This window comes from Micromonospora sp. NPDC049230, assembly GCF_040647875.1.
In the GTDB taxonomy this organism is placed as follows: Bacteria; Actinomycetota; Actinomycetes; order Mycobacteriales; family Micromonosporaceae; genus Micromonospora.
The window spans coordinates 23,627-46,403 of record NZ_JBEZCZ010000047.1; the positions used below are offsets into that span (position 1 = coordinate 23,627).

The window sequence follows — 22,777 nt, forward strand, 5'->3', positions numbered from 1 at the left end:
GGCCCCACCGCCCCGGCGTGGATGCGGTCAGAAGGAGATGGTGAGGATGGTGTCGGATCGCCTGATGTCGTCACTTCCGGCTGGCCGGGTTCCTGCGCGATGGGCGGTGACTGTGGGCTGGTTGGGGCGGCCTGCGGCGTCCCATTGGTCGAGCAGCCCGGTCAGGTCGGTGGCGAGCGCCTTGGCGTCCGGTCCGTGGGCGATCGCGCCGAGTTCGTGGTGGCCGTTGCCCGCGTCCTGGAAGGCGAGGTAGGCGATGGTGCCGCCGTGGTAGATGGCGGCACCGGCCCATCGGTAGGCGGGGGTGACCAGTCTGCTGGTGCGGGCGGTGTCGCCGACGCCGAGGCGGCCGAACGGCTTGTTGGCGTGGACGAGAAGCCACAGGTCGAGGTGGCCGATGGGGTCGGCGTCGTTGACCTGGATGCCGGTCCAGCGTTCGAGCCGGGGGTGGCTCAGGGCGTTGGCGAGGGCGGTGCGATCGGGCTGGTCGGTGGCGTCGAGTTTGAGGGCCACGTCGGTGTCGAGGCGTACGTGGTGGCCGGCGTGTTCGGTGCTGCCGCGCATGGGGACGAATCCACAGACCAGCGGTGTCGTGGTGCTGACGAGCTGGTGGGGGCCGGTGCGGTCGAAGGCGAAGCAGCGGGTCAGGCCGCTTTCGTGTACGCGCAGGGGTACGACGATGCGGCCGTGGTCGGCGAGTTGTTCCCACCAGGCGGCGGAGATGTCCCACGCTCCGGCGGTGACGATGATCCGGTCGTAGGGCGCGTGATCGGGGTGGCCGAGGGCACCGTCACCGCAGATCACCTTTACGGTGTCGTAGCCGGCGCGGTCGAGGCCGGCGCGGGCGCCGTCGGCGAGGTCCTGGTCGAGTTCGATGGTGACGACCGTGCCGCCGGGGCTGGTCAGCTCGGCGAGCAGGGCGGCGTTGATGCCGGTGGCCGCGCCGATCTCCAGGACGCGGTGGCCGGCTTGTGGGGCGAGTTGTTCGAGCATGTCCGCGACAAGGCTGGGGCTTGACGCGGACGACAACGCGGCACCGCTGGGGTCTCGTTTGGTGACGATCTGGCGGCGGGTGTAGACGGTTTCCAGGTCGACGCCGGGGAGGAACTGCTCGCGGGAGACCGTACGGAACGCGTGCGCGACGGCGGCGGATCGGATGTGGCCGCGCTGTTCGAGCGTGCTGGCGAGTTGTTCGCGCAGCGTCGCGGCACTCGACGTTCCCGGTGCGGTGGGGGAATTGTTCACTGCGTTGACCCTACTTCCGATCTTGGCGGCAGGTTGACAGCCGGATGGGGTGTCGAAGGGGTGGTGGAAGGTGAGGTTCACGGCCGCCGTCGCGAGTAGCCAGGTGTCAGCGGCGGAGATGCCGAGCCGGTTGAACAGGAACACAAGGTGGTGGGTCAGCACCTCGCGTAGGTCGCGGGTCAGCGCGCCGTGTCGGTCGAGGAAGCCGAGGTCACTGCCCGCCTGCTCGTGGGCTCTCGGCCATTGCGGGGTGATGACGAGCGGGCTTCTGGCCGTGTCGTCGGCTGCGGTGAGTAGGCGCTGCACTGCCGCGATGAGCCGTGGGCTCGGCGCGTGGGCGTTCGGCTGGTGCCGGCGCGAGGCGAGGAGCCGCCAGACGTCGCCCTGCTCGGAGAACTCCAGTCCGGCGGCGCGCAGGAGGCGAGTGGCGAGCAGGACGCCGAGTTCTCGCCGATGGGTGCCGCCGCCGGCGGTGGCGAGATGGCCGAGGATGTGGCGGCTGTCGGCGTGGAAGAGGGTGTGGGCGATCGTCATGGCCTGTTCCCCGCCGAAGGCGTACGCCTCAGGCCGGTAGACGGGCTCGGTGACACCGCGGATGCGGTCGTCGTCGGTGATGGCGGCGAGGAGGGCGTAGACCTGGGCGAGCCGGTCGCCGGGCAGTAGCCGCAGCCGCCACGTCGCGCTCTTGCGGATGAACCAGAAGGCGACGATCGCGCGGTGGTCTTCCGCAGCGGTGAGCTCGGGGGCGAGCCGCGTGGCGGCGAAGTCCTCAGCGGTCTGCCAGTCCGAGAAGGTCAGGTTGAGCTGGCGCCATCGGCTTACCGCCGCTACGCCTGGTGGCTCGGTGTCGGGTTCGTGATCGAGATCCACAACGCTCTCCGTGTCTAGTTGATCAGCAGGCTGGTGGCCCAGCGGACGTCGGTGCCGGTCGCGACGGTGTGCAGGGTGAGGGCGATTCCGGCGGGGCCTGCGATCAAGCCGGATCGGGCCGGGGTGGTGTCCGTGGCGTGCTGGATCAGCAGGCGCACGATCTGGGGCAGCTGGTTCTTCAGGCGGGTGGTGGGGGCGTCGGCGGCGGCGTACCAGGCCGTAGCGGCGACCCCTGCCCAGCCGTGACACAGCGACGGATCGACGATCCGGCTGAGTTGGCGGGGATCGGCCAGGCAGAAGGCCAGGGCTTCTTCCGCCGCCTCCTGTCGGGCGGCGTCGTCGAGAGCGATCCCGGCCAGCTGCTGGGCGCGGGCGACGCCGGGGGTGCCGTAGCACCAGGACGGGCGCGCCGGTCCGCCCATGGAGGGCTTCCCAAGGCGTAAATCCGCGACGGTGATCTTCTCTGGCCACCACGGTCCCGCAGGGCTTGCCTGCTGCCAGCAGTCGAGCCACGTGCAGATCCGGCGAATCGCCTCCGCGTGCTCCGGCACCCGGATGTTCTGCCGCATGGCCAGGGCCAAGAGAGCCAAAGGGCCGGCGATGCCGTGCGCCATGCCGACGTTGGCATGTCCGCCCTGCTCTGAACCTTCGCGGTCGGCGGGGTCTGCGCTCCACCACCCCGGCGCGAGCCGGCCCGCCTCATCGTCGGTGTGCACCGGCTCGGTGAGTCGGACCAGGTACGCCAGCACCCGCCGAAGCAGATGTCCGTCCGGGGCGCGGCGCAGCAGGTGGGCTCCCAGGCCGGTCAGCCCACGTACAAGATCGAACTCTGACAGCGAGGGCCGGGCACGCGCCGTGAGGCGTGCCGTGGCAGCGGCCAGGCGGCGTTCCACCAGGTCATCGAGGGCATGATCGAGCGCGTCCAGCGCTGCCGGGCGGGAGTGCGGCATGGCCATGGTCAGCGCGTGGGTGACAGCGGGTGCGCCGAACCAGAGTCCGGCTCCGCTGCCGTTGTTCAGCGGGTCAGCGGTCGCGCGTCGCAGCCAGGCATGGACCGGTTCCCACCCACCGTGTCCTGTCTGCGCTCGCACCCCGTGCAGGAGTGCCACCCCGGCGGCACCCCGGGACAGCGACTGGGCGTACCAGCGGGTACTGCGTGGCCCGTGGTCGTCCGCCGCGAAGTCCGGGGGCGGCGGCTCGGTCAGGGTGTCGGTGATGCACGCGGCCATCGCCTCGGTCGCCGGTAGCAACGGTGTCCTCAGCGGTGTTCCGGTCATCGGGATGCTCCTACGGCGCGAACCCGGCGGCGCACCGCCGCCAGCGCGACATGGCGTGCCAACCGATACGTGAGCTGCTCGGCGTCTTCGTCGGGGCCGAGAGCGCGAACGACGTGCAGGTGCATCAGCGACGCAAGCACCGAGGCGGGGGTGAGCGGGCCGGCGACGGCGGACAGTTCGGCGGCGTACCGATTTGCGGCTCTGGAGCGTTCCTGCCATGCATGCTGGATGGGCTCGGGAAGTTCGCTTGGGTCGAGGGTGATCGCTTGACGCAGCACGTCTCGCTGGACCGGTGCCTGCCCAGGCTGCTCGGGGCGCGCCACCAGCCACTCGCATCCGTCCGTGCGGCTGCCGAGCAATGAGGCGGCAAGGTCGACCAAGCTCAGGGCGGTCAGTGCCAACCGATCGATCCCAGACCCGGGCTGTGCTACGAGTTGCGCCGTGGCTGCGCTGGAGTCGGCGGCGAACAACTTCTCGGCCGCTGCCAGCGCGGTGCCGCAGCCGTAGCGACCGGACTCGGGATGGTAGGTGTCCAGGCTCCAGTCGCCGGCAAGGCGCTGCTGTCGGAGCCCGGCGACCCACCGCCCGACCCGTACTGCCGCGTCGCCGTAGTCGTCGGTGTGCAGTCGTAGTCGAAGCTGCGGGGTGGGGCGTTGCAGGCGCACGAACCACCACAGCGGCGGCTCGGGCCAGTCGGCGAACAGCGCGGGCAGCCCTCGGGCCACGACCAGTTCCATCGTCGAAGGCTCGACGGCCACCGAAGCGGACAGCAGGCCACTGGCACCAGGTAGGAGCGGCTCGGCGGGAGTTGGTGGCGGCCACGCGTCCCGCGCGGTAACCGCAGCCGGCGCGGCAGCGGGCGCAACCGTCGAGGCGACGGGCACGACGATCTCGTGGGCGCGGCTGGAGAGCCAACCGAAGTCCTCCGGGCTCGCCGCGTCCACCACGGTTTCCGGTCCGGCGCTGGCGTCCAGGTGGGCACGCAGCAGGGCACGATCCATGGACTGACCGAGGTGGAGCCGTAGCCGCTGGTCACCGTTGCCGACCTGCACCCATGCTGGCAGCCGCAGCCTGGTCCGCAGCGCCTCCCAGGCGGTCGACCATTCGCCATCGCTTGCGTCCGCATCGGGCAGGGCCGTCGGATCGACGCGCCACCGGGCCGCCGTCAGAAGGACGCGGCCGTACTTCAGCGCGGGTCGAAACGGCAAGCAGGAAGCCGCACCCCAGTCGAACGGTTTCAGCCGGGCATCCGTGGCTCGCGGCAGTTCCAGGAGGAACCGGCCGAGCAGCGGCATCGTGTGTACGGCGGCGGCATGCGCCACTGTCGGCTCCACCACCCGCCGCCGCGACATCGACACCAGCACCAGCCGATCGCGCCCGGCGGTCACACCGAGGTCGTCGAGGCCGATCACGTTCTCGGCCACGGGCCGGTGCTCGGCCAGGCTGACCAGCCACGGAAGTACCTGCCGAGAGTTGAGCACGTTCTGGGTGTGCAGCTTGCGCGGCGGGAAGCTCAGCTGCGCCGGAATGGCCCCGTCCACCGACACAGGAAGGCGGGCGAACTCCCGGCACATCAACTCCCGATCGGCGTAGGGCAGCCCGTCGAGGAAACGCCCGCTCGTCGCCATCGCCGAGCGGCCCATGCCGGTCAGCGCGACAAGGAACCGGCCCTGTGTCAGCGCCTCCAGCGAGATCGCGCGGACCTCTGCCGAAACGTCGACGTGCGGGCTGACGGGCCCCGTGACTCGGCTGGGGCCGGCGAGCCATTCGACGGCCGTGTCATCGAGAACCACCTCACGAGCACCGTCGATCACCGCCTGCTGAGCCATCGCGAGCAGGCGCTCGTCACGGCCGGACAGTGGTGCCGCAGGCGCTTCGGCTACGGTGCCGAAGTGTTCGGGGAAGCCCAACCCCACGAGTGGATCTACCAGCCGAGCGAGCGGCACCACGGCCGTCATCCCGTAGCGGTCGACGAACCGGGCACGGTACGCACGCCACTCGGGCCGCCCCGCCGGATCTGGCGTCAGCCGTCGTAATACCTCCGCTGATGCGGCGATCTCGGCGGCGACCTGCTTCGGCAGGGTGACCTGATCCGCGAGCTGAAGATCCACCGCGAGCGGCTGGGTGGCCGGTGCCAAGGTGCGCATGTGGTCGGCGAGCCCACGAAGGTACGTCGCGCTCCCCGCGCTGGTGACACCGAGACGACCATGCAGAGAGCCCAGCTCGCCCCGGAGGGCTCGCTGTCCCTCAGGACCACCGTCGAACACCGCATCGAGGGTGTCCAGGACATGCCTGATCGAGTCTGTGCACGTCGATGGTGGTCGGAGCGCGGAGATCAAGACGCCGTGGTCCACCAGGCCGGCAACCATCGCGTCAGCGGACGCGCGTGGGAAGCCGGGAAACGCAGCAGCGACCGTGTCGACCAGTTCAGCCCACGGCAAGGGGGTACGGGCGAGTGACACCGCCAGCCGTACCGCTTCGGTGTTTCTCACCGAGGTCGACTCCGCACTTGCAGAGGCGTGCGGCCGGCGCGCCACAACGATCCGAGGCCCGTTCACCAGCGCCAGGTTGTTTGCCTGCACGGGCAGACGGCGGCGCACGTCGGGCTCAGTTTCAAGGCGCGCAATCAGGGACGCGAGCCAGCTCGCGTCCGGCTGTACCCGGATCGCCGGCTGCCCTGCCGGCACCACCGTAGCCACCCCGTCGAACCGCAGGGCCGCAACCCCTGAGAACAACCCGAAGGGCGTCGCACGCCGCTGCGCACGGACCAGGTACCGCGCCAGCGCCAGCGCCATCCGCCACCCTCGGTGCGAAGCAGCGCCTCCTGTGGCGAGGACCGCTTCTACGCGAGCAGCGAACTCAGGGCTGGCGGCCCAGACAGCCTCGGCCAGGCCGACCTTCCGCCACGTTGTTTGCAGCCAGTCCGCGATGCCGGAGGCGTCGCTCCGGTCCGTCCAGGGCGCTGGGCCGTCGGGCCATGAGTGAGCGGCAATGCGGATCGTCGCGGCATCGACCGACCGAAACATGAACAGTCCTCCTTCCGACACGGGCGCTCCTCCGGGGACGGGGCTGGATGTGGGGTGCCGGTTCCGGCAGGCATCGGGGATCGCCTGCCGAAACCAGCGGGGGGTGTTCGGGTCAGCAGTCGCTGCCCTTCACGGTGTCGCAGCCGTCGTCCGTGTCGGCCAGCAGAGCGGCGGCGACCGGACCCTCCGTGACGATCTGCACGTCGAGTTCGAACGGGTCGTTGCTGACGGCGAGCAGGCTGTTCATGGCAACCTCCAATGGGCTGGGATGATGGGTGGGCAGGTAGCCCCCGCAGCTACCGGCACGTGGGCCGGCGGATCGATCCGCCTTTCCTGGAAGGGCGTCCAAAAGAACTCGCGACGGTCGGCCTGCCGCCGCGACGTCCTCCCCGGCAGTCACAGCGAGCAGGAGCCAGGGATGCCGGACGGCGATCAGTGTTGCGCTCGTGGCGTCCATGCCGCTCTTCCCGCATCTCGGACCGTCGGGACTCCGCCGAATCTGTCGCTGCGTGACCCCCACTCCAAGCCGTAGACACATCGCTTGTGGTGCTTCCACGATCGCGTTCTTGCGTATCTCCGGGAACACCGGCCAATGGGGAGAGTTATGGGGAGACTTACTGGTCGCCGTGCGTCCGGTGGTCGTTGCGGTCGGCACCATCACCGGCGACCTCGTACTCACCGACCCGGACGAGGTTGCCAACTACGCCTACCTGTACGAGCGCCTGCGTTCCGCGGCCATCAGTCCCGCCGAGAGCCTCGACTCCTTCGCCAGCGTGGCGGATGGACTGCCCGCCTACACCAGGAGATGACCATGCCCCCGAGACGTTCACCAACTGGTGGGAGTCCAGCCGCTCCGGCGGTGGCGACAACTGCATCGAGGGCGCCTTCGCGCTCGACGGCACCGTGGGAATGCGAGACTCTAAGGACCGGACGGGGCCAGTGCTGGGGTTCACCCCGAGTGAGTGGACGGCGTTCACCGACGGCATCCGTGACGGTAAGTTTGACGCACACTGAGCTGCTACCTCGTCGGCGCGCCCGGCTTCCCGGGCGCGCCGTGCAGACCTTGGCGGCAGTGAGTTCCCTGCGTGCAGGCGCAGCTCATGCTGGTCGGCGTAGTGCCCTGCCCGCCAATCTCACGCCGGCTCAGCAGGCAGCCGGACGTTGACGCGAGCATCAAGTGGGAGTTGCGTGCTCCTGTCGACTGTCTCCCGCTCAGCGCGTCGAGACGAGTGTCTGCTCGATGTATTCGAAGATGTCCGAGTCCGTCTCTCGGTGCCACTCCGGCATGTCTGACCAGTCGGCCACGTAGGAAGCCTTCGGGTTCGGAAAATGCTTGAATATCTGCGCAATCCAGCACAGGGCAACGAAGCGTCCTTTTTGTTCACGGGTCAGCTTCGCCGTTGCGCCGTCGGTCGCCTCGATGAACTGACGGACCTGCTCATACACTGCGGCGGCACTCTCTCGTTCCCATCCGGGCGTATCCTCCCAGGGCGTGACGTAGCCCGGTTTCGGTTCGCCAGGGTAGTGCTTACGGACTCCCGCGATCCACGCCTCGCGGAACACGCGCCCCGGTCCTTCGACCTGCACGCTGGTCCTCCCTCTGGTCATGTCAGTCCCCTGCACTTATCAGAGCACTGATCTGGCTGTTGAGATGCCGCACGTGAGTGTCGGCAAGGAACGGCTGCAGGTGGTGGTGTAGTCGGTTTAGTTTGGAGCCGACCACGCCGGAGCCGCTTTGACGGGCAGCATCGAGGGCGGCGCTGCCGTAGAGCACGATCTGGTGTACGTCGCTGCGGTGAACTCCGACCAAGGCGAGGTCCGTCAGGACGGTTCCGCGTCGTCGTGTGGAGAGGCTTTGCGACAGGGCACCGGACAGCACCGGCTCGGCCAGGTCTGGGCGCCTCAACTCGACGTAGCAGGCTCCGCGTTCTTCGGCGAGCCGGGAGCCGTCGAAGCGCAACCAGCCGCCGTTGTGCACCTGCCCGGGCAGGTGGTTGACCTCTTCGGCTTGGTCGAGCGCCCGCTGGCATCCGCTGAGGTCGCCGAGGCCGGCGAGAGCCTGTGCCTGCACAGTGTGTGCCCAGTGTCGGGTCGACAGGGCTCTGTCCCCGTTTTGGGCCAGGCCGGCGGCAACGTCCAGCATCGGTGCGGCGTGCCGGAAGTCGCGCTCGTAGACGCTGATGAACGCGTGACGGATCATCGCGCACGCCCAGAGGTCGTAGGCAGCGGCTTCCCGGGCGGCGGTCGCTGCCAGGGTGTAGCAGTGTGCGGCCTCACTGTACGCGTTCGCGTCGAAGGCGACCTCGCCGGCAAGCTGGAGTAGGTCGGCGGTGACCCCGCAGAGCCTGCGGTGCACGGGTGTGGCGTGGGAGCGACGTAGGTTGGCCGTGAGCGCGGTCAGCTGGCGGTTAACCAGCGGTGATACGGCCGCCTTGGACTCGGCCGCGCCGAAGGCTGCCCACAGCTGGGCATTAAGCCCCTCGTACTCGTCGAGGGTCGCTGGATCTAGTTGCCTGTTCCCGTCACTGGAGGACTCGATGCGCGCCCAGTCGAGCTGGCTGCCCGAGACGGGCGCGGCCAACAGCGCACCTGTCAGGCTCAGCAGGCGTAGCAACTCGCGGCGGTTCATGTCGCCAGTGTCCGTGATCTCCCTGCCGGTCCGCGACTCGCCAGCGTGATCATCACCAGCGGTGCGCATCTCGCCAGGGGGCATCTGGTGCGCAACGGGATCAGAATGGCGTTGGCCACGGGTGATGTAGAAGCCCAGATCGGCGTCCCGCGATGCCCTTAGCACCGCCCGGAATGCCTCTCGGGTTGTGGGCTTGGGCCAGCGATGTTCTCCTCGCTCAAGCTTCCCGACGTGGTTGGCGTCCATGCTGGTTCTCGTGCCGTAGGTGTCCCACAGGTAGTTGTTGACCGCCTCGGCGACCTCCTGCCGGGACATCCGTCGGCCCGAACCGCTCGGGGACAAAAGCCGTCGGCGGGCGTCGCTGAGCAGGGTGTTGGGCCTATCTGACGCACCCGGCTTCGGTGCCAACCCATCACCGCCCGTCGAAACTCGCTGGTAGTCCTGTCGGGTGGCCCTGCGGGATCGCTGCCACCCTCGTCCCGGGTCCGCCGGACCTCGGCCTCTGTCCTGACGAGGCGACCCGACGGTCCGGTTTGCCGGTGTGCGACGCAGCACGCCAACGGGGTTACCTGATCTCACGACAAACTACCAATGGTGACCAGGACCTGGAAGACTCCGGGCGCGGTTTCACCAGGGTTGCGAAGCTTGGGCTGAACCCCGATGGGCCTGTCGTCTGATCAAGCCCCGTCTAGATCGAGCGCGGTTAATTAGCTGAGTTCCGACAGCAAAGCGTCAGTGTTTGCGAGGATGAATTCCTTCAGCGCCTCAGGCTTCATCTACCTGTTCCATTACTCGGCCGGCACGGGCTGGCGATACCACGATCAGGGCAGCGGGTGGAACTGCACGGACCTCGACCTCATTAGGCCGGCGCCGTTCTGCACGTTCTGACCGTACGGGAGAGCCGCGGTCACCGACGGCGTCGGTCCTCCGGTGCCTTCCGGTCCGGTGCTGCGGGTGCCTCGTCGGTCCGCCCGCCTACCATCTTCGGGGTTTCCCGGTCGCCGGTAGAAGCCGCCCCTGCGGTCACCCGCTACGGGCGGGGTCTTCGGCATTCTTTGACTATCGCCTCGACGAGCTGCCCGGCGTGGTACCAATACCCGGACAGGCGAAGCCGGTAGAAATGGGCGGCCCATGTCGACAAGGGCAGCAACGCTGCTGCGAAGGCCGGGACAACCGCAACGGCCGAGCCTTCTGGAGCTCTTCTTCGACCTGGTGTTCGTCTTCGCGCTCAATCGGGTCGCACAGCGCCTGGTCGAGGAGCTGACCGAGCGGCGGGTCGTCCTCGTCGAAGCCGCCGAGACGCTGCTGTTGCTGTTGGCGTTCGTGGTGCTGTGGTTCGTCACGGCGTGGGTCACCGACCTCTACGACCCGCAGCGGCCGCCGCTCCAGTTCGTGGTCTACGTGGCCATGCTCGGTGCGCTGGTGATGGCGGTGGCGGTGCCGCAGGCGTTCGGCGACCGGGGCCTGGCCTTCGCCGGCGCCTACGTCGCGGTCCACATCATTCGTGGTCTGATCATCGTGCCGATACTGCGCGGCCACGACGCCCAGCGCCGAGCAGCCGGGGTGTTCTTCTGGTTCACGGTGTCGGCAGTGCCGTGGATCGCGGGAGCGATCGTGACGGATCTGGCCCGCGGGCTGTTGTGGACGCTCGCGATCGCCATCGACGGCGCGGCACTGCTGCTGTTCTATCCCGCGCCGTGGTCCCGCTCCACCCAACGGCAGTGGCCCGTCCTGGCCGAGTACCTGTCGGAGCGCTACCGACAGTTCTTCATCATCGCGCTCGGTGAGCTGATCCTGACGACCGGATCGGCCTACAGCGACACGTCCTTCCGACGCGGCGGATCCGCGGCAGCCTTCGCCGTCGCCTTCATCACGACGGTGCTGCTGTTTCGCGTCTACCTCTTCCGGGCGGGCCAACTGCTGCCCGAAGCGATCATCGCCGCCGCTGCGCCCGCGCATCTCATCCGCGAGGCTTTCCTCGCGCACGTCCTCATGGTGACGGGGACCGTCGCCGTCGCCGTCGGCTACGAAATCGTTATCGAACATCCGTTCGGGCACACGCAGGCGGCGTGGATCGTCGTCGTCCTCGGCGGGCCGATGTTGTTCCTGATCGGGCGAGCCCTTGTGGAGCATGCCGTGTTCGACAGGGTGTCGCACTCTCGGATCATCGGCGCGCTGGCGCTCGCCGGCGCCTCGCCGTTCATGATCCTTATGCCGCCGCTGGCCGTGGCCGGCACCGCTGTCGCCGTCCTCGCCGGCATCGCCGCGTCCGACGCCGCTCATGCGATCGGGAAACCGCCGGAGCGGCCGCACCCGGCCCATTCCCGGCACTGAGCGGCAGGCGCAGCCCCACGGGGATGCGTGCGGCGTCCGGTGCTCCGGTCGTCGTCGCCGAGGTGGGCGGCGGGACCCGTCTCCAATCCGGCGGCTCAGCCGACCAGCCGGTCGACGTATGACTGGATGTCGGCGTCGGTGACGACACCGCGGGCGGCGAGAATGTCGAGGCACCGAATGACGAGTTCGAAGGAGAAGAAGACCGCGTCGGCGAAGATCGCGAGATTCTTCAACTGCCCGGTGGTCATCTCCGGCGCGGCCGGATTCCTGATGTAGACGGCATCGCCGTCGACCGCCTGGTTCACCGTCAGCTCCTTCGGCAGCCTGCCGAATCGGGAGTGGTTGATGAGGGTCGACTTGATGAACAGGAACTTGTGGAGCATGAACCCCTGTGCGCGCAGGTATCCGTCCAGGCCGCAGAGGTTCGGCTCGTTGTCGTACAGCTGAAGGAACCGGACTTCCGGGATGATCGTGACCGCGCCCGCGAGCCGCTTCTCCGCGCCCCGCATCGCCTCGACCTCGTAACCCTGGCAGTCGATCTTGAGTAGGTCGATGTCGACGATTCCCGGCAGGTCATCGATCCGATGGGTTTCCATGTCGATCGTCTCCACCAGCGTGGTCTCGTCGCGCCACCTGTCGAGAAAGTCGATCGAGGGTGGATGGATCGGGTACATGCTGCTGAATGCGCCGTTCCGGAAGACGTGCAGGGTCGCCGGGCCGCCCCGGCCGATGGCGTACGGCAGGTAGTGCTCGTTGTCCCGCTTGGTCCTCAGCAGCTCCCGGTACGCCTTCTCCTGCGGCTCGAAACCCCACACCTCGCACAGGCCCTGCTCGACGAGGGTCTCGTACGGGGGCCGGTCCAGGGGGTTGGCGAGCGGGTTGGCGCCGACGTCGAGAATGTGCGGCCGCCGCTCGGGCCGCAGGATCTCCACAAGCGCCGACGATCGTGTCGGGTCGATGTGGTCAGCCATGATCGGGTCACCTCCGGACGTGCGACGGATCTGGTCGGGTGCGACGGTTTCGACGAGGTGTCACCGCGCACCGGTCAGGAGTTCCGCGGCCAGCGCGGTGACCACCTCCGTGGGCGATGGCATGGCGGCGATCTGGTCGGCGATCCTGCCGGCGTTGTCGCGGTAGCTGGGTGTGTCGAGCACCGTGTCCACGGCCCGGGCGACAGCTTCCGGGGTGACGTCGTCCGCCCGGAGTTGCACGGCGGCGCCCGCGTTGGCCGCCCGGCCGGCATGCATGGACTGGTCCGCTCCCTGTGGTACGACCACCATGGGCAGCCCGGCGGCCAGCACGCCGAGCACTGTTCCGGCACCGCCGTGACAGACCACAAGGTCGATGTCGGCAAGCAGGTCGTGCAGCGGTACGAACGGCTCGAAGACGACCGCCGCGGGGTCCACGTCGAAGTCGTCGGCCGAGGCGGTGAGCCCGACGGGCACCCGCAGCGCCGCGCCGGTGGAGACGAGCGCTCGCAGGATGGGGTCGAGTCGCCGGGCGTCGGTGAAGAGGGTGCCGAAGGTGACGAGGATCCGGGGCTGCCCGACAAGTGCGCGGAGCACGGGGGTGCGTTGGCCGGGTGGGGCGCGGTGGGCCTCGGGGCGCAGTGGCCGCCACCGTTCGGGGGCCTGCCAGTCGTCGCGGCGCATCGCCGGAGGGCAGACGTCCAGCACCCAGCGGGCCGGCCGAGGCGTCAGTCCGCGGCTCTCGTACTGCCCCGACACCTGTTGCCGCAACCTCTGCTGGAACTCCGGCGAGCCCTCCGGCCCGACCGTCAGCGTGGCGGTGGGCACGTCCAGGGCGGTGGCGACGAGCGGTCCGAGAACGTCCGTCGGATCGGTGACGATGAGATCCGGCCGCCAGGCCCGCGCCGCGGCGAGGCTGTCCGCCATGGAGAGGTCGATGCGGGTGTTGCCGAACGCCTCGAGCTGTGCGGCGAGCGTCGCCCCCGCCATGACGTCCTCGCCGGTACGGCGGAGAACTTCGGCACGGAGGACACCCGCATCCGCGCCGGCGGGAAGCATCTCGAACTCCTCGCCGCCGAAGACCGTCGTGACCGACTCCGGCACCAGCACCGACACCGCGTGCCCCTGGTCGGTGAAGGCTCGTGCGGTCGGCACCTGGTGCAGGAGGTGGCCGAGCAGCGGAACCCCGGTGAAGATGACCCTCAGGTGTCGACGCCTCGGTGTGTTCATCAGTACCGCTCAGACGAACGCGTGGTCGAGTGACGGGCCGAACGACACGATCCTGGTCTGCGAGAGCAGGTCGAGGTCTGCCGGCTGGTAGGTGTGTCGAGAGGTGTCGGTGTGGCGCACGTACACGTAGTTGAAGCGATCGGTCGCGTAGGTGGCGAACCCCTGTCGCGCCGCGTCGATGACGAACCTGATGTCCTCGCCCCTGGTCTGGTCGGCGAACTTCACCACGTCGCACAACTCCCTGCGCATCAGGAGTGTCCCGCCGCACAGGGGTGTGCCGTAGACGTGCTCGGTGCCGGGGAAGATCACGCCGAGGGCGGGAAGCCTCTCGAGGAAGATGAATCTGGTCCATTTCCCGACGATGTCCGCCTCGGTGTAGTCGAAGGCGCGCAGTTGGTCTTCCAGATAGTTCGGGCCGTAGAGGTCGTCGTCGTCGAACCGGGCGACGTACGGCGCGGACGCTGCCCCGATCAGCTCGTTGCAGACCGACCCGAGGGACAGCTCACTCGGTAGGCGCACCACGGTGAGGTGCTGGATCGACTGGGCGGCCGCGGCGTCGCGGATGCGGGACTCCGGTTCGTCGACGCCGTGCAGGCCGAGGATCAGCTCGACGTCCGCGTAGGTTTGTCGACCGACGTTCCTGATGATGCTCTCGTATCCGCCGCGTCGATGGGTCGGTGCCACGATCGAGACACGGGGCCGAGGCTTCGGGCTGACGTGGAGGCCGACGGTCCGCAGGAGATCGTCGACGCGGTCCGCGTACGTGTGTTCCCGCATGACCCACCGGACCCCCCGCACGGCCTGACGGTCTCTCAGCTCGGTGCTCGCCAGGAGGGCCTTGACCAGCAGCCGCGGCGATGACCCGTCCGAGTCGACCTCCACCGCCCCGGGGCCCACCAGCGCGACGCCCGCCGGTGACGAGCCGCTGATCACCGGAGTGCCGCAGGCCAGTGGTTCCAGGAGGTCGGGTGGGAGCGTCGCCGTGGAGTCCGACACCGGGTCCACCTGAAGGAAGACCCGGTAGCGCCGGTACGCGCTCAGTAGTTGGTCGTACGTCACGTGACTGACGACGTGGTCCTTGAGGTCGGGGGAGAGCGCGGGGCGCGACCCGGGCTCGCCGAGCAGGAGGACGTGCGGCCCGAGACCGGCGGCGACGCTCAGGAACCCGGTGTCGACATCGTGACGTGGTGCGACGTACGCGATGTCGCCGACGCTGTCCGAGAAGGCCCCCACCGGATTGTGGATACGCGGTTGGATCGCGAACGGCAGGACGCCGACCCGCTCGTGCCCGAGGTCTGCCCGGTACCGGCGCGCGCAGCTCGCGTCCACGGTGAAAACCCAGTCGAAGTGACGGGCGACGGGCAGGAACGACTCGTAGCCCGACGGGTCGTCGTTGTTCCAGAAGAGAGTGGGAACCCCGTGTTGCCGGCAGTGGTCCAGCAGGTCCACGACCCACGGGCGGAGCAGGCCGTCGGTGGTGAACGGCCCATCCGCACCATCGGCCGGGCAGCTGGACTCGATCAGGAGGAGGTGCGGCGGGGCCGACCGAACGGCCGCGCGCCACGAGTCCCGCGAGACCGGTTGCACACCGAACTCGTACCGCAGCGCGGACCGGGACCGCTCGCCGAGGACGGCCGCGACGCGCAGCTCGGGCCGACGCGGTGGCGTGGTCGGAAGGCTTGCCGACTCGAACCGGACCGCGTGCGCCGGTGCGCTGTCGCCGGCCGACACCTCGATGCGCCAGGGCCGGTCGGTCGTCGACGAGCCGTCGCCGTCGGCGGGAGGCGTCGCGCCGGGCGGGCCCGGCGTTCCTGACCGTTCGATGTCGCGGTCACGCATCATGCGCAGGAGCGCGGCCGCGGCATCGGCTGCCGAGTCGGCGCTCCCGGTGGTGACGTCGCCGGGTCGTCTCGCGGAGTCGTTCCGTGTGCCGATGACGAGGAGACCGTCGTCCGACGCGACGGCGGAGACGTCGAACGCCCGCAGGACCGCCGCGATCAGGTCGGGAAAGCGCATCTTCAGACCGTCGACGGGTTCGTCGTCCCGCACCACGAACTCGATCGCGCCCCCGTCGACCACCACGCGACCCAGTTCGTCGAACAAGCGGGGGAGCCGCGCGGCCTGGAGCGCGTCCAGCCCGACGACGGCACGATCGAAGGTGTCCGCCTGGAACGGCAGGACGTCTGGCGTGACACGGGCCGGCCAGAGGCCATTCGGCGGCGGGAGCCGGGAAAGGTCGAGCGTGCGGCTGGACGTCGAGGGCTCACCGGGCATCTCGTGCCTCCGGTGCGTAGCCCCAGCGAGCGCATCGTTCTCCGAGGTAGTCGGGAACGGGTTGGGCGGTCGTCGTCTCCGGCCGGGGCTGCACCTGACCGGAGCGGATGGCGTCGCCGAAGTCGCCGATCCCCGGCTCGAACGGGCCGTGGTCCGCCTGGCCGTACTCCAGCATCGTCGGTTCCCAGTCGACATCGAGGTAGGCGCAGACGGCCTTCGTCGACGCGACAGGATCGGACAGCAGGTCCTCGTAGCGAATCGTGAGGCCCGACAGCTCGCGCCGCGCGTCCTCGACCCCATCGATCATGTCGAGCACGATCGGAATGACGGTGGACTCCGGATCAGGCCCGACCCGCAGCGCGGACCGCACGATGTCTGCCGGGTCGCGCAGCAGGAAGATGTACCTGGCACGCGGCCAGCACTGGCTGAGCCGGCGCCAGGACAGCGAGTTGCCGGGTGTCTTCTCGACGAGCACCGACTTCTTGCTGGCCTCCAGCAGGCGATGCAGGATCCGGTCCCACAGGAGGAAGTTGAGCTCCTCGTCGGGGAATCCCGCGGTGCGAAGCGCCAGCTCGGTGTACCAGGTCGTGGTGTCGACTCTCGTGTGCGGCAGGTGAAGTTCGTGGGGGGCGCAGATCTGTGAGTGGGTGTTGAGAATGCATCGCAGCAGGGTTGATCCGGACCGGATGGCCGACAGGATGAAGGCTGGCTCCTCGACGAGCCGAGCTCCCGGGTCAGCGTGCACACGTCCTCCGTCTGTTGTTCACCTGGGCTCGTGCGTACTCAGTTGCCGACCAGGTGGTCCACCGCGACGACGGTCGCCGCCCGGGCGGCCGGTGTCGTGGACCCGGTGACCTCGCGGAGCCAGTCGGGCAGCTTCCCCTCGTCGAGCAGGTCCAGTGCGGCAGCCTTGCCCATGGGATTGGAGAAATGGATGTGCGCGGCCTGGCTGGGGGTCTTCAGCACCTCTTCGAGACGCGCACGCTCCTGCCCGTAGCTGGCCGCCTTCCGGTCCTGTGTGTAGAACTCGTAGTGGCCGAGCAGGATCTGTAGGTCCCACACATCCGGTATCGGCGGGCCGAGGTTTTCGAAGAGCAGGGCGGTGTGGTCCAGTGCCACGGTCTCGCCTTCGAGAAGCTGCACCAATGTCCAGTAGTACTGGTCACTGAAGGCGTACCGCTCGTTGGTGTCGTAGCCGAACTTCCGCAACTTCCGCAGGAGCCCGAACCGGTCACTCGGTGGCTGCGGGTATCTGTCGAGCAGGTCGAGCAGAACGCCGGCCGGGCCGATGTACCCGCCGCTGTTGAGGAAGGGGTACGGCGGGGTGGGGGGAGCGTCCAGGATGGCGAATCCGAGGGAACCCAGCGGCCAGCTGCCGACTTCCGCGCTGAAGACGACCGGCTGCGCAAAGGTTTTGTAGGCCTCTTCGATGTGCTGCTGGCCGCGAACGAACAACGTGTCGTACGCGTCGGTGAACACGATGAGTTCATCGGCCTCGACGTGCCGCGCGAGGTAGCCCGTGATGATGGACCGCTTGTCGCTGTGGCGGAAGCCGTCCTTGGTGGAGTGCAGGATGACCAGGTCGAGTCCGAGAATACCGCAGGACGGGATCAGGAGTCGTTGGAGGAACGGCTGGTCGAGGTCGGATGCTATGGTGACAATCTTCATGTCGCCCCTCGGGTTCAGACCGTGAATGACGGCCGTGCGCGGCCGATTCCGATTCCGCCGGCCAGGATCTGTCGTTCGAAACCGATGTCGAGATCCTGCTCCCAGCGCTTCATGATGTCCTGCTCGCCGGGCCGGTCGATGTCGTCGAGAATGATTGCGTAGTCGTCCGCGAGCAGCGGAGCGAGAAACGGGATCGCGGGGTACCGGGAGTGTTGCCGGGTGGCGTCGCTCGCCGGCGGGCCGTCAATGATGAGCAGGTCGATCGGCTGGTCGCCGATCCCGCGGCGAATGGCGTCCGCTTCGTACCACGCGTTCTCCTCGTGGGGCCACGCGGACGCCGTCGGCGCCAGGGGTGCGCGCACGACGGTCACCACGTCGTCCAGCGACTCGTCCGCGAGCTGTTGTTCTATGGTGTCGGCCCACTGTTCGTCGTGCTCCACCGTCCAGACCTGCCCCCCTCGCTGCCGCGCCAGGCGTCCCAGGTAGATGGACGAGATGCCACTGCCGAGCTCCACGATGCGACGCCGGCGGTTGATGACGACCTCGTTGAGCACGGCGACGACACCGCTGGGACGCATTGCGGCAACATTCCAGGGCAGATAGTTCGATGACAGCGGGGCTAAAACCTGTAGTGCCAGCAGGTCGTGCCAGACTTGATCATTCATAAAGTCTCCGCCCGGGGTAGGGATTGCGCCACCTGGGGATCGCTCCGGCGCGGCCTGGAGTAAACAATCGACGGCCGACGATGGCAGTCATTGTGCCATTGCTTGGGCGAGTGCGGTAGATGCCGGCCCGCCGAGTTGCGTTGGCGGCAGGCGGCTGATTCTCCCGCGATTTCGTCGTGGTGTGGCTTTGTCCGGTTCGATAATGGAATCGCCTGTGTTGTGGGCTGGGTGGTCAATGGGTACGGCTTCTGCTGGTCTTCGGTTGTCTGGGCCCAAAACATGGTGTTCAAATCCGCTGGTTACGGCGTCGTGGCTGGTGGGGCGTTTCTCCAGGCCGCTGCCGCTGTGGCCGCCGCCGCCACAACGACGTCTTCGCCGTTCGAAATACGTTACCAAGCCGGACAAACGCTAACTGCGACGGAACCCTGTGCGGGTTTCCCCTGCCTTGACCACCCGCTGGATCGTGGCTAACATATCAACGCCCATCGCTAGGCGGAACGAGTATTCGATGGATCGGATGCAGTTCGGGCGACGTTGCCTGCGATTTTCTTCTTCTGATTTCTCGTTTCTCGGCTCCCCTGCGGTTGGGTGCCTGGCGGACACTGCTTCGGCATAATCAGCACGAGGAGGGTCGAGTGTCGAAAAGGGGCGGTGAGTCGACCGTGGAATCGTCCTTCGCCGGCGGCGACACGGCACCGCGGGTTTCCGTTGTCGTGCCCACCCACAATCGCGCCCACGACCTGCGCCGCACGCTCGAGAGCCTCTGCGAGCAGACGCTTGGAGTCGACGAGTACGACGTGATCGTCGCCGACGACGGCTCGAACGACGACACTCGGTCCGTCGTCCACTCCTTCGCCGACAGACTGCGGCTCAAATACCTCTTCCAGGAGGATCTCGGGGCCCGGGCCGCGCAGGTGCGCGACAACGGCGTCACGCGGCTGCGCAACGCCGGCGCGCGCCTGGCCACGGCACCACTGCTGGTGTTCCTGGACTGTGCCACGTTGGCGGGCCCGGACCTGCTCACGGCGCATCTGCGCGCGCACACACCACCCAGCGTGCCCGGTCGGGCGATCGCCGGGTACGTGTACGCCTACCCTCCACGCAAGGTCGACGACCCGAGCTACGTGCCCCCGGCCGGGCTGGCCGAGGCCGTCCGGACGCTGACACCACAGCAGGTGGCTGACCGCTATCGGAACGAGCCGAGGTTTCTCGACCCGCGGCACGGGGAGTTCGAGAAGGTCGGGTTCGACCTGGGTGAGCGCATCTTCCCGGAGGAGTTGTTCTGGAGTTCGAACTGCTCGATACCCGCCGTCGACTTCTGGGCGGTCGGCGGCTTCGACGAGGACTTCCGCGGTTGGGGCCTCGACGACGTCGACCTGGGCTACCGGCTGGCACGTAACGGCACGGCGATCCAGGTGAGCCTGGACGCGTGGGCGATCGAGTCGCCACACGAGCGGGACGGGGCGGTGAACTTCGCGGGCCTCCTGCGCAACGCGGAGAGCTTCTTCGCCAAGTACCGGTTCGCCGAACCCTCACTCGAACTCGGCTGGCTGGTCCTACAGTCGCCCACCGAGCCCGCCCTGTGCACAGTGGAGACGCTCAGCCGCCGGGTCGCGGACTGGACCCGCCAATGCGCCGGGCGCACCGTCACCGCCGAGTTGGAGAAGGCGTTCGGGTCGATCGCGCCGGACGCACGCGTCGCGGTGCTCGGGGCGGGGGCCGTCGTACCCGCTGTCCGGCAATCGTGCGTACTCGCCGACTTCGACAGGCAGGTCGTGGACCGGCTCGTCGCGGACGGGAGCCGCCACGACGTGCGCCACAACGTGGGCATCCGCACCGCGCTGCCGGACAAGGCGGTGGACACCGTCGTGATCACCTCAAGGCTCGACGGGCTGTGGAGTGACTTCGGCCCGGCGATTCTGGCCGAAGCGCGCCGAATCGGCACTGGGGAACCCGTCCGCACGGTGGATCGCTAGCATGACGCGCCTCCGGGGATCCGCGATGCGAAGCGACGACGACGCCCAGGGGATCGACGCGGTGGAGCGGGTCACCCCGCACACGGCGAGGCCCGTGCCCGCCCGCAAGGTCCCGCCGCTGAACGTGCGGGACGCGGGCGTCCTGGAGGGCGTCGCCTCGGGCGCGTCGAGCGTGCAACTGGCGGCCAGCCTCTTTCTCAGCCGACAGGGCGTCGAATACCGCATCGGGCGATTGCTGCGCAAGTTCCGGGTGACGAACCGGACGGCGCTGGTCGGCAGGGCGTACTCCCTGGGCATCTTCGAGAGCGGATCCTGGCCGCCCAAGGTGCGGCGGGAGTTCGTGGCCGGTGAGTAGGGTCCGTCGGCTCAGCTCGCCCTCCAACTCATGGAAAGACTCCGGATGAACGAGACGGTGAAGTTCTCCTGCGTCGTCGACGGCTCCCCGAGATACCGGCACGAGGCCTGGATCTGGAGTACGACGCTCCTGCGCATCGCCCGGCGCCAGCCTTCCGAGGTGGTCATGCACCTTGTCGAAGGGGTGGACGGCCGAGAGTTCGACTTCCTCCGTGACCTGGGCGTGGAGATCCGCACCGTCCCACGGTTCGACGAACGCCACCCGTACTCGAACAAGCTGAGCCAGCTGCACAGCGAAGCGCTGCGGGATGCCGACCTGGTCGTCCTCACGGACTGCGACATCGCCTTCGCCGACGACGTCGACGGGCTGTTCTCCGGTCTGAAGATGGTCGCCGCCAAGACCGTCGACCTCGCGCGGCCGTCCTACGACCACTGGCGGCGAATCTTCGCGGCGGCGGGCTTCGACTCCGAACCGGGGCTCGCCCTCGCCACCCACTCCCGCGAGCCGACCTTCGCGCGCAACTTCAACGGCGGAGTCTACGTGCTGACCCGCGAGGCGTTCGCGGCGATCGGGAGCGCCTGGCCGCGATGGAACCGGTGGCTGCTGGACCGCCCGGAGGTTCTCGGCGATCTGACGTTCCACACCGACCAGGTCGCGTTCGGGCTGGCGACACACGAGCTGGGTCTGGCCGTGTACGAACTGCCGCCGCGGTTCAACTACCCGACGCACCTTGTCGACCCGCTGCCCTCGGATCCGGTGATGCTGCACTATCACCAGCACCTCGACGATGCCGGCTACCTCAGAACCATCGGCCAGGATGCCGTGGACGCCAAGATCCGCCGGGTCAACCGGGTCCTGGCAGCCGAGCGGCACGCGGCGTCCTAGGGCACGTCTCGTCGTACCGTGGCGGGTGTGTGCCGCCCTCAGGCCGCGTCACGGCGGCGCGCGGTCGCGGCATCCAACACCACCCGGGTCGCCGCTCGCGCACCGTCCGGGAAGCGCCAGTAGGCGGCCATCAGTTCGCGGGCGCGCTCGCGGTACGCCGGCCGGGTCAGCACCGTGTGCACGGCCTCGCGCATCTGCTCGGCCGTCTGCCGTTCCTTCCGCAGCCAGAGGCCCGCGCCGGACCACCGCACCCGGGCGTTGTTCTCCATGTGGTCCTCCGAGTCGCCGACCGCGACAAGCGGCACCCCCTGCGCCAGGGCGGTCTGCACGCCTCCGAAACCGCCGTTGGTGACCATCAGGTCCACGTGCGGCAGCACCTCGGTGAACGGGATGTACGGCTCCAGCACCAGGTTCGGCGGACGGCGGTCCGTGGGCAGCACCTCCTGCGGGTCGCGCCCACCCGACGTGGCGATCACCAGCACGTCCTCGTCGGCCAGACCGTTGACCGTCGGCAGCAGGAGGTCGAGCGGATCGGTGGCGGCGGTGCCCTGGGTGACGAACACCACCGGCCGGCCGGCGGCCCGTGCCTGCGCGATCCGGCCCCACCACGGGGGCTGCTCCCAGTCGTCCAACCCCTCCAACCGCATCGGTCCGCAGAACACCACAGAGTCGGGCAGGTCGCGCCGGGGATACTCGAGTTCGGGGATGCTCGACTGGATGTAGCGGTCGACGATCTGCTGCGGCCAGGAGAAGAAGAAGCCCGGCAGCGGCGGCAGGCCGAGCGCGGCCCGGATCCGGGTCGCCTCCCGCTGCGGCTCGCGCATGACGACCCGGCGGACCAACTGGTAGAGAACGCGGTTGCGCACCCGGCCGAGCGGCCCGCGCGCCGGCGGCAGGCCGGTGCCGTACGGCGCGGTGTCCACGCTCGACACGTGCAGTGCGCCGGTCGAGAAGACCACCAGGGGGATGTCCCGTCGTTCGGCCGCGAACATCCCGGCCAGGAAACTGTGGTCGGACACCACCACCTCGGGCGCGAAGGAGTCGATCAGCTCGTCGATGTCCGCGACGAAGGCCTCGACCGGGCGAACGAACACCTCCAGCACAGTGGTGCCGTAACCGCCGAGCCCGCCGGCGCGGTCCGGCGCGTTCCGCAACGCGTCCCCCGCCACGGCGTCGGCCCCGGCGCGCGCGGTCATCGGGGCGAACCTCGCGCCGGTCCCGACGACCAGGGGTTCGAACGCCCTGCCGGTGTACCAGAGCACGTCGTGGCCCGCGGCGACCAACTCCCGGACCAGGGGTGTCGCGTAGCGCAGGTGCCCGGTGATGGCGTGCGTGGTTACCAGAATCGAGGTCACGTGGGGGTCACCCTCCTGCC

The 22,777-nt window shown here is 68.8% G+C and carries 20 protein-coding genes; 7 read left to right on the plus strand and 13 right to left on the minus strand.

Annotated elements, in window-relative coordinates:
• Positions 1–27: 27 nt before the first annotated feature.
• From fxlM to AB0A95_RS29375, 4 genes are all read right to left on the minus strand, one after another.
• Entirely contained in the window at positions 28–2,115 is a 2,088-nt protein-coding gene (gene fxlM, locus AB0A95_RS29360) for a methyltransferase, FxLD system (RefSeq protein ID WP_357558976.1), read from the minus strand.
• Between the two features lie 14 nt (positions 2,116–2,129).
• On the minus strand, positions 2,130–3,392 hold the full coding sequence (locus AB0A95_RS29365; protein WP_357558977.1) for a lanthionine synthetase C family protein: 1,263 nt from the start codon (positions 3,390–3,392) through the stop codon (positions 2,130–2,132).
• Positions 3,389–6,418 (minus strand): lantibiotic dehydratase, encoded by a 3,030-nt coding sequence (locus tag AB0A95_RS29370; RefSeq protein ID WP_357558998.1) that lies wholly within the window; start codon positions 6,416–6,418, stop codon positions 3,389–3,391. The genes AB0A95_RS29365 and AB0A95_RS29370 overlap by 4 nt, the downstream gene beginning before the upstream one ends.
• Before the next feature lie 112 nt (positions 6,419–6,530).
• A complete protein-coding gene (locus AB0A95_RS29375) occupies positions 6,531–6,665 on the minus strand; it encodes an FxLD family lanthipeptide (protein ID WP_016815038.1) in 135 nt (44 codons plus the stop codon).
• 388 nt (positions 6,666–7,053) lie between these two features.
• Here AB0A95_RS29375 and AB0A95_RS29380 point away from each other — a divergent pair, with 388 nt between their 5' ends.
• Together AB0A95_RS29380 and AB0A95_RS29385 are read left to right on the plus strand one after the other, a co-directional pair.
• Positions 7,054–7,227 carry a Scr1 family TA system antitoxin-like transcriptional regulator gene (locus tag AB0A95_RS29380; RefSeq protein ID WP_357558978.1) on the plus strand — a complete coding sequence of 58 codons (174 nt, stop codon included), beginning with the start codon at positions 7,054–7,056 and terminating at the stop codon, positions 7,225–7,227.
• The gene (locus AB0A95_RS29385; protein WP_357558979.1) at positions 7,199–7,432 is read left to right on the plus strand and encodes a DUF397 domain-containing protein; all 234 of its coding nucleotides are present in this window, start codon (positions 7,199–7,201) and stop codon (positions 7,430–7,432) included. Before AB0A95_RS29380 ends, AB0A95_RS29385 begins: the two co-directional genes overlap by 29 nt.
• A gap of 198 nt (positions 7,433–7,630) precedes the next feature.
• Here AB0A95_RS29385 and AB0A95_RS29390 read toward each other — a convergent pair whose 3' ends face one another.
• Positions 7,631–8,026, minus strand: a complete 396-nt coding sequence (locus tag AB0A95_RS29390) for a hypothetical protein (RefSeq protein ID WP_357558980.1) — start codon at positions 8,024–8,026, stop codon at positions 7,631–7,633.
• 1 nt (position 8,027) lies between these two features.
• Complete coding sequence (locus AB0A95_RS29395) at positions 8,028–9,362, minus strand: transcriptional regulator (protein WP_357558981.1); 1,335 nt, start codon at positions 9,360–9,362, stop codon at positions 8,028–8,030.
• 432 nt (positions 9,363–9,794) lie between these two features.
• On the opposite strand from AB0A95_RS29395, the gene AB0A95_RS29400 reads away from it, so the two are divergent.
• Positions 9,795–9,935, plus strand: a complete 141-nt coding sequence (locus AB0A95_RS29400) for a hypothetical protein (RefSeq protein ID WP_357558982.1) — start codon at positions 9,795–9,797, stop codon at positions 9,933–9,935.
• 243 nt (positions 9,936–10,178) lie between these two features.
• Positions 10,179–11,381, plus strand: coding sequence for a low temperature requirement protein A (locus AB0A95_RS29405; protein WP_357558983.1), 1,203 nt, complete (start codon positions 10,179–10,181; stop codon positions 11,379–11,381).
• 95 nt (positions 11,382–11,476) lie between these two features.
• Here AB0A95_RS29405 and AB0A95_RS29410 read toward each other — a convergent pair whose 3' ends face one another.
• The 6 genes from AB0A95_RS29410 to AB0A95_RS29435 are packed head-to-tail and all read right to left on the minus strand — an operon-like array spanning position 11,477 to position 18,186.
• Complete coding sequence (locus AB0A95_RS29410; protein WP_357558984.1) at positions 11,477–12,352, minus strand: FkbM family methyltransferase; 876 nt, start codon at positions 12,350–12,352, stop codon at positions 11,477–11,479.
• A gap of 60 nt (positions 12,353–12,412) precedes the next feature.
• Entirely contained in the window at positions 12,413–13,579 is a 1,167-nt protein-coding gene (locus AB0A95_RS29415) for a glycosyltransferase (RefSeq protein WP_357558985.1), read from the minus strand.
• 9 nt (positions 13,580–13,588) lie between these two features.
• Positions 13,589–15,853, minus strand: a complete 2,265-nt coding sequence (locus tag AB0A95_RS29420; protein ID WP_357558986.1) for a glycosyltransferase — start codon at positions 15,851–15,853, stop codon at positions 13,589–13,591.
• A complete protein-coding gene (locus tag AB0A95_RS29425) occupies positions 15,843–16,598 on the minus strand; it encodes a sulfotransferase (RefSeq protein WP_357558987.1) in 756 nt (251 codons plus the stop codon). The genes AB0A95_RS29420 and AB0A95_RS29425 overlap by 11 nt, the downstream gene beginning before the upstream one ends.
• 38 nt (positions 16,599–16,636) lie before the next feature.
• Positions 16,637–17,521 carry a glycosyltransferase domain-containing protein gene (locus tag AB0A95_RS29430; RefSeq protein WP_357558988.1) on the minus strand — a complete coding sequence of 295 codons (885 nt, stop codon included), beginning with the start codon at positions 17,519–17,521 and terminating at the stop codon, positions 16,637–16,639.
• Positions 17,522–17,535: 14 nt separating this feature from the next.
• A complete protein-coding gene (locus AB0A95_RS29435; RefSeq protein ID WP_357558989.1) occupies positions 17,536–18,186 on the minus strand; it encodes a class I SAM-dependent methyltransferase in 651 nt (216 codons plus the stop codon).
• Between the two features lie 635 nt (positions 18,187–18,821).
• On the opposite strand from AB0A95_RS29435, the gene AB0A95_RS29440 reads away from it, so the two are divergent.
• From AB0A95_RS29440 to AB0A95_RS29450, 3 genes are read left to right on the plus strand one after another with little or no spacing between them, the layout of a single operon-like run.
• Complete coding sequence (locus AB0A95_RS29440) at positions 18,822–20,162, plus strand: glycosyltransferase (RefSeq protein WP_357558990.1); 1,341 nt, start codon at positions 18,822–18,824, stop codon at positions 20,160–20,162.
• 25 nt (positions 20,163–20,187) lie between these two features.
• Positions 20,188–20,517 (plus strand): LuxR C-terminal-related transcriptional regulator, encoded by a 330-nt coding sequence (locus tag AB0A95_RS29445; RefSeq protein ID WP_357558991.1) that lies wholly within the window; start codon positions 20,188–20,190, stop codon positions 20,515–20,517.
• A gap of 45 nt (positions 20,518–20,562) precedes the next feature.
• The gene (locus AB0A95_RS29450) at positions 20,563–21,402 is read left to right on the plus strand and encodes a hypothetical protein (RefSeq protein WP_357558992.1); all 840 of its coding nucleotides are present in this window, start codon (positions 20,563–20,565) and stop codon (positions 21,400–21,402) included.
• A gap of 38 nt (positions 21,403–21,440) precedes the next feature.
• Here AB0A95_RS29450 and AB0A95_RS29455 read toward each other — a convergent pair whose 3' ends face one another.
• On the minus strand, positions 21,441–22,757 hold the full coding sequence (locus AB0A95_RS29455; RefSeq protein ID WP_357558993.1) for a glycosyltransferase: 1,317 nt from the start codon (positions 22,755–22,757) through the stop codon (positions 21,441–21,443).
• Between the last annotated feature and the right edge of the window lie 20 nt (positions 22,758–22,777).

Excerpts from the sequence above, each read along its gene's own strand:
- AB0A95_RS29365 (WP_357558977.1), bottom strand. The coding sequence starts at position 3,392 with ATGACCGGAACACCGCTGAGGACACCGTTGCTACCGGCGACCGAGGCG.
- AB0A95_RS29370 (WP_357558998.1), bottom strand. The coding sequence starts at position 6,418 with ATGTTTCGGTCGGTCGATGCCGCGACGATCCGCATTGCCGCTCACTCA.
- AB0A95_RS29375 (WP_016815038.1), bottom strand. The coding sequence starts at position 6,665 with ATGAACAGCCTGCTCGCCGTCAGCAACGACCCGTTCGAACTCGACGTG.
- AB0A95_RS29385 (WP_357558979.1), top strand. The coding sequence starts at position 7,199 with ATGGACTGCCCGCCTACACCAGGAGATGACCATGCCCCCGAGACGTTC.
- AB0A95_RS29390 (WP_357558980.1), bottom strand. The coding sequence starts at position 8,026 with ATGACCAGAGGGAGGACCAGCGTGCAGGTCGAAGGACCGGGGCGCGTG.
- AB0A95_RS29395 (WP_357558981.1), bottom strand. The coding sequence starts at position 9,362 with ATGTCCCGGCAGGAGGTCGCCGAGGCGGTCAACAACTACCTGTGGGAC.
- AB0A95_RS29400 (WP_357558982.1), top strand. The coding sequence starts at position 9,795 with ATGAATTCCTTCAGCGCCTCAGGCTTCATCTACCTGTTCCATTACTCG.
- AB0A95_RS29405 (WP_357558983.1), top strand. The coding sequence starts at position 10,179 with ATGTCGACAAGGGCAGCAACGCTGCTGCGAAGGCCGGGACAACCGCAA.
- AB0A95_RS29410 (WP_357558984.1), bottom strand. The coding sequence starts at position 12,352 with ATGGCTGACCACATCGACCCGACACGATCGTCGGCGCTTGTGGAGATC.
- AB0A95_RS29415 (WP_357558985.1), bottom strand. The coding sequence starts at position 13,579 with ATGAACACACCGAGGCGTCGACACCTGAGGGTCATCTTCACCGGGGTT.
- AB0A95_RS29420 (WP_357558986.1), bottom strand. The coding sequence starts at position 15,853 with ATGCCCGGTGAGCCCTCGACGTCCAGCCGCACGCTCGACCTTTCCCGG.
- AB0A95_RS29430 (WP_357558988.1), bottom strand. The coding sequence starts at position 17,521 with ATGAAGATTGTCACCATAGCATCCGACCTCGACCAGCCGTTCCTCCAA.
- AB0A95_RS29435 (WP_357558989.1), bottom strand. The coding sequence starts at position 18,186 with ATGAATGATCAAGTCTGGCACGACCTGCTGGCACTACAGGTTTTAGCC.
- AB0A95_RS29445 (WP_357558991.1), top strand. The coding sequence starts at position 20,188 with ATGCGAAGCGACGACGACGCCCAGGGGATCGACGCGGTGGAGCGGGTC.
- AB0A95_RS29450 (WP_357558992.1), top strand. The coding sequence starts at position 20,563 with ATGAACGAGACGGTGAAGTTCTCCTGCGTCGTCGACGGCTCCCCGAGA.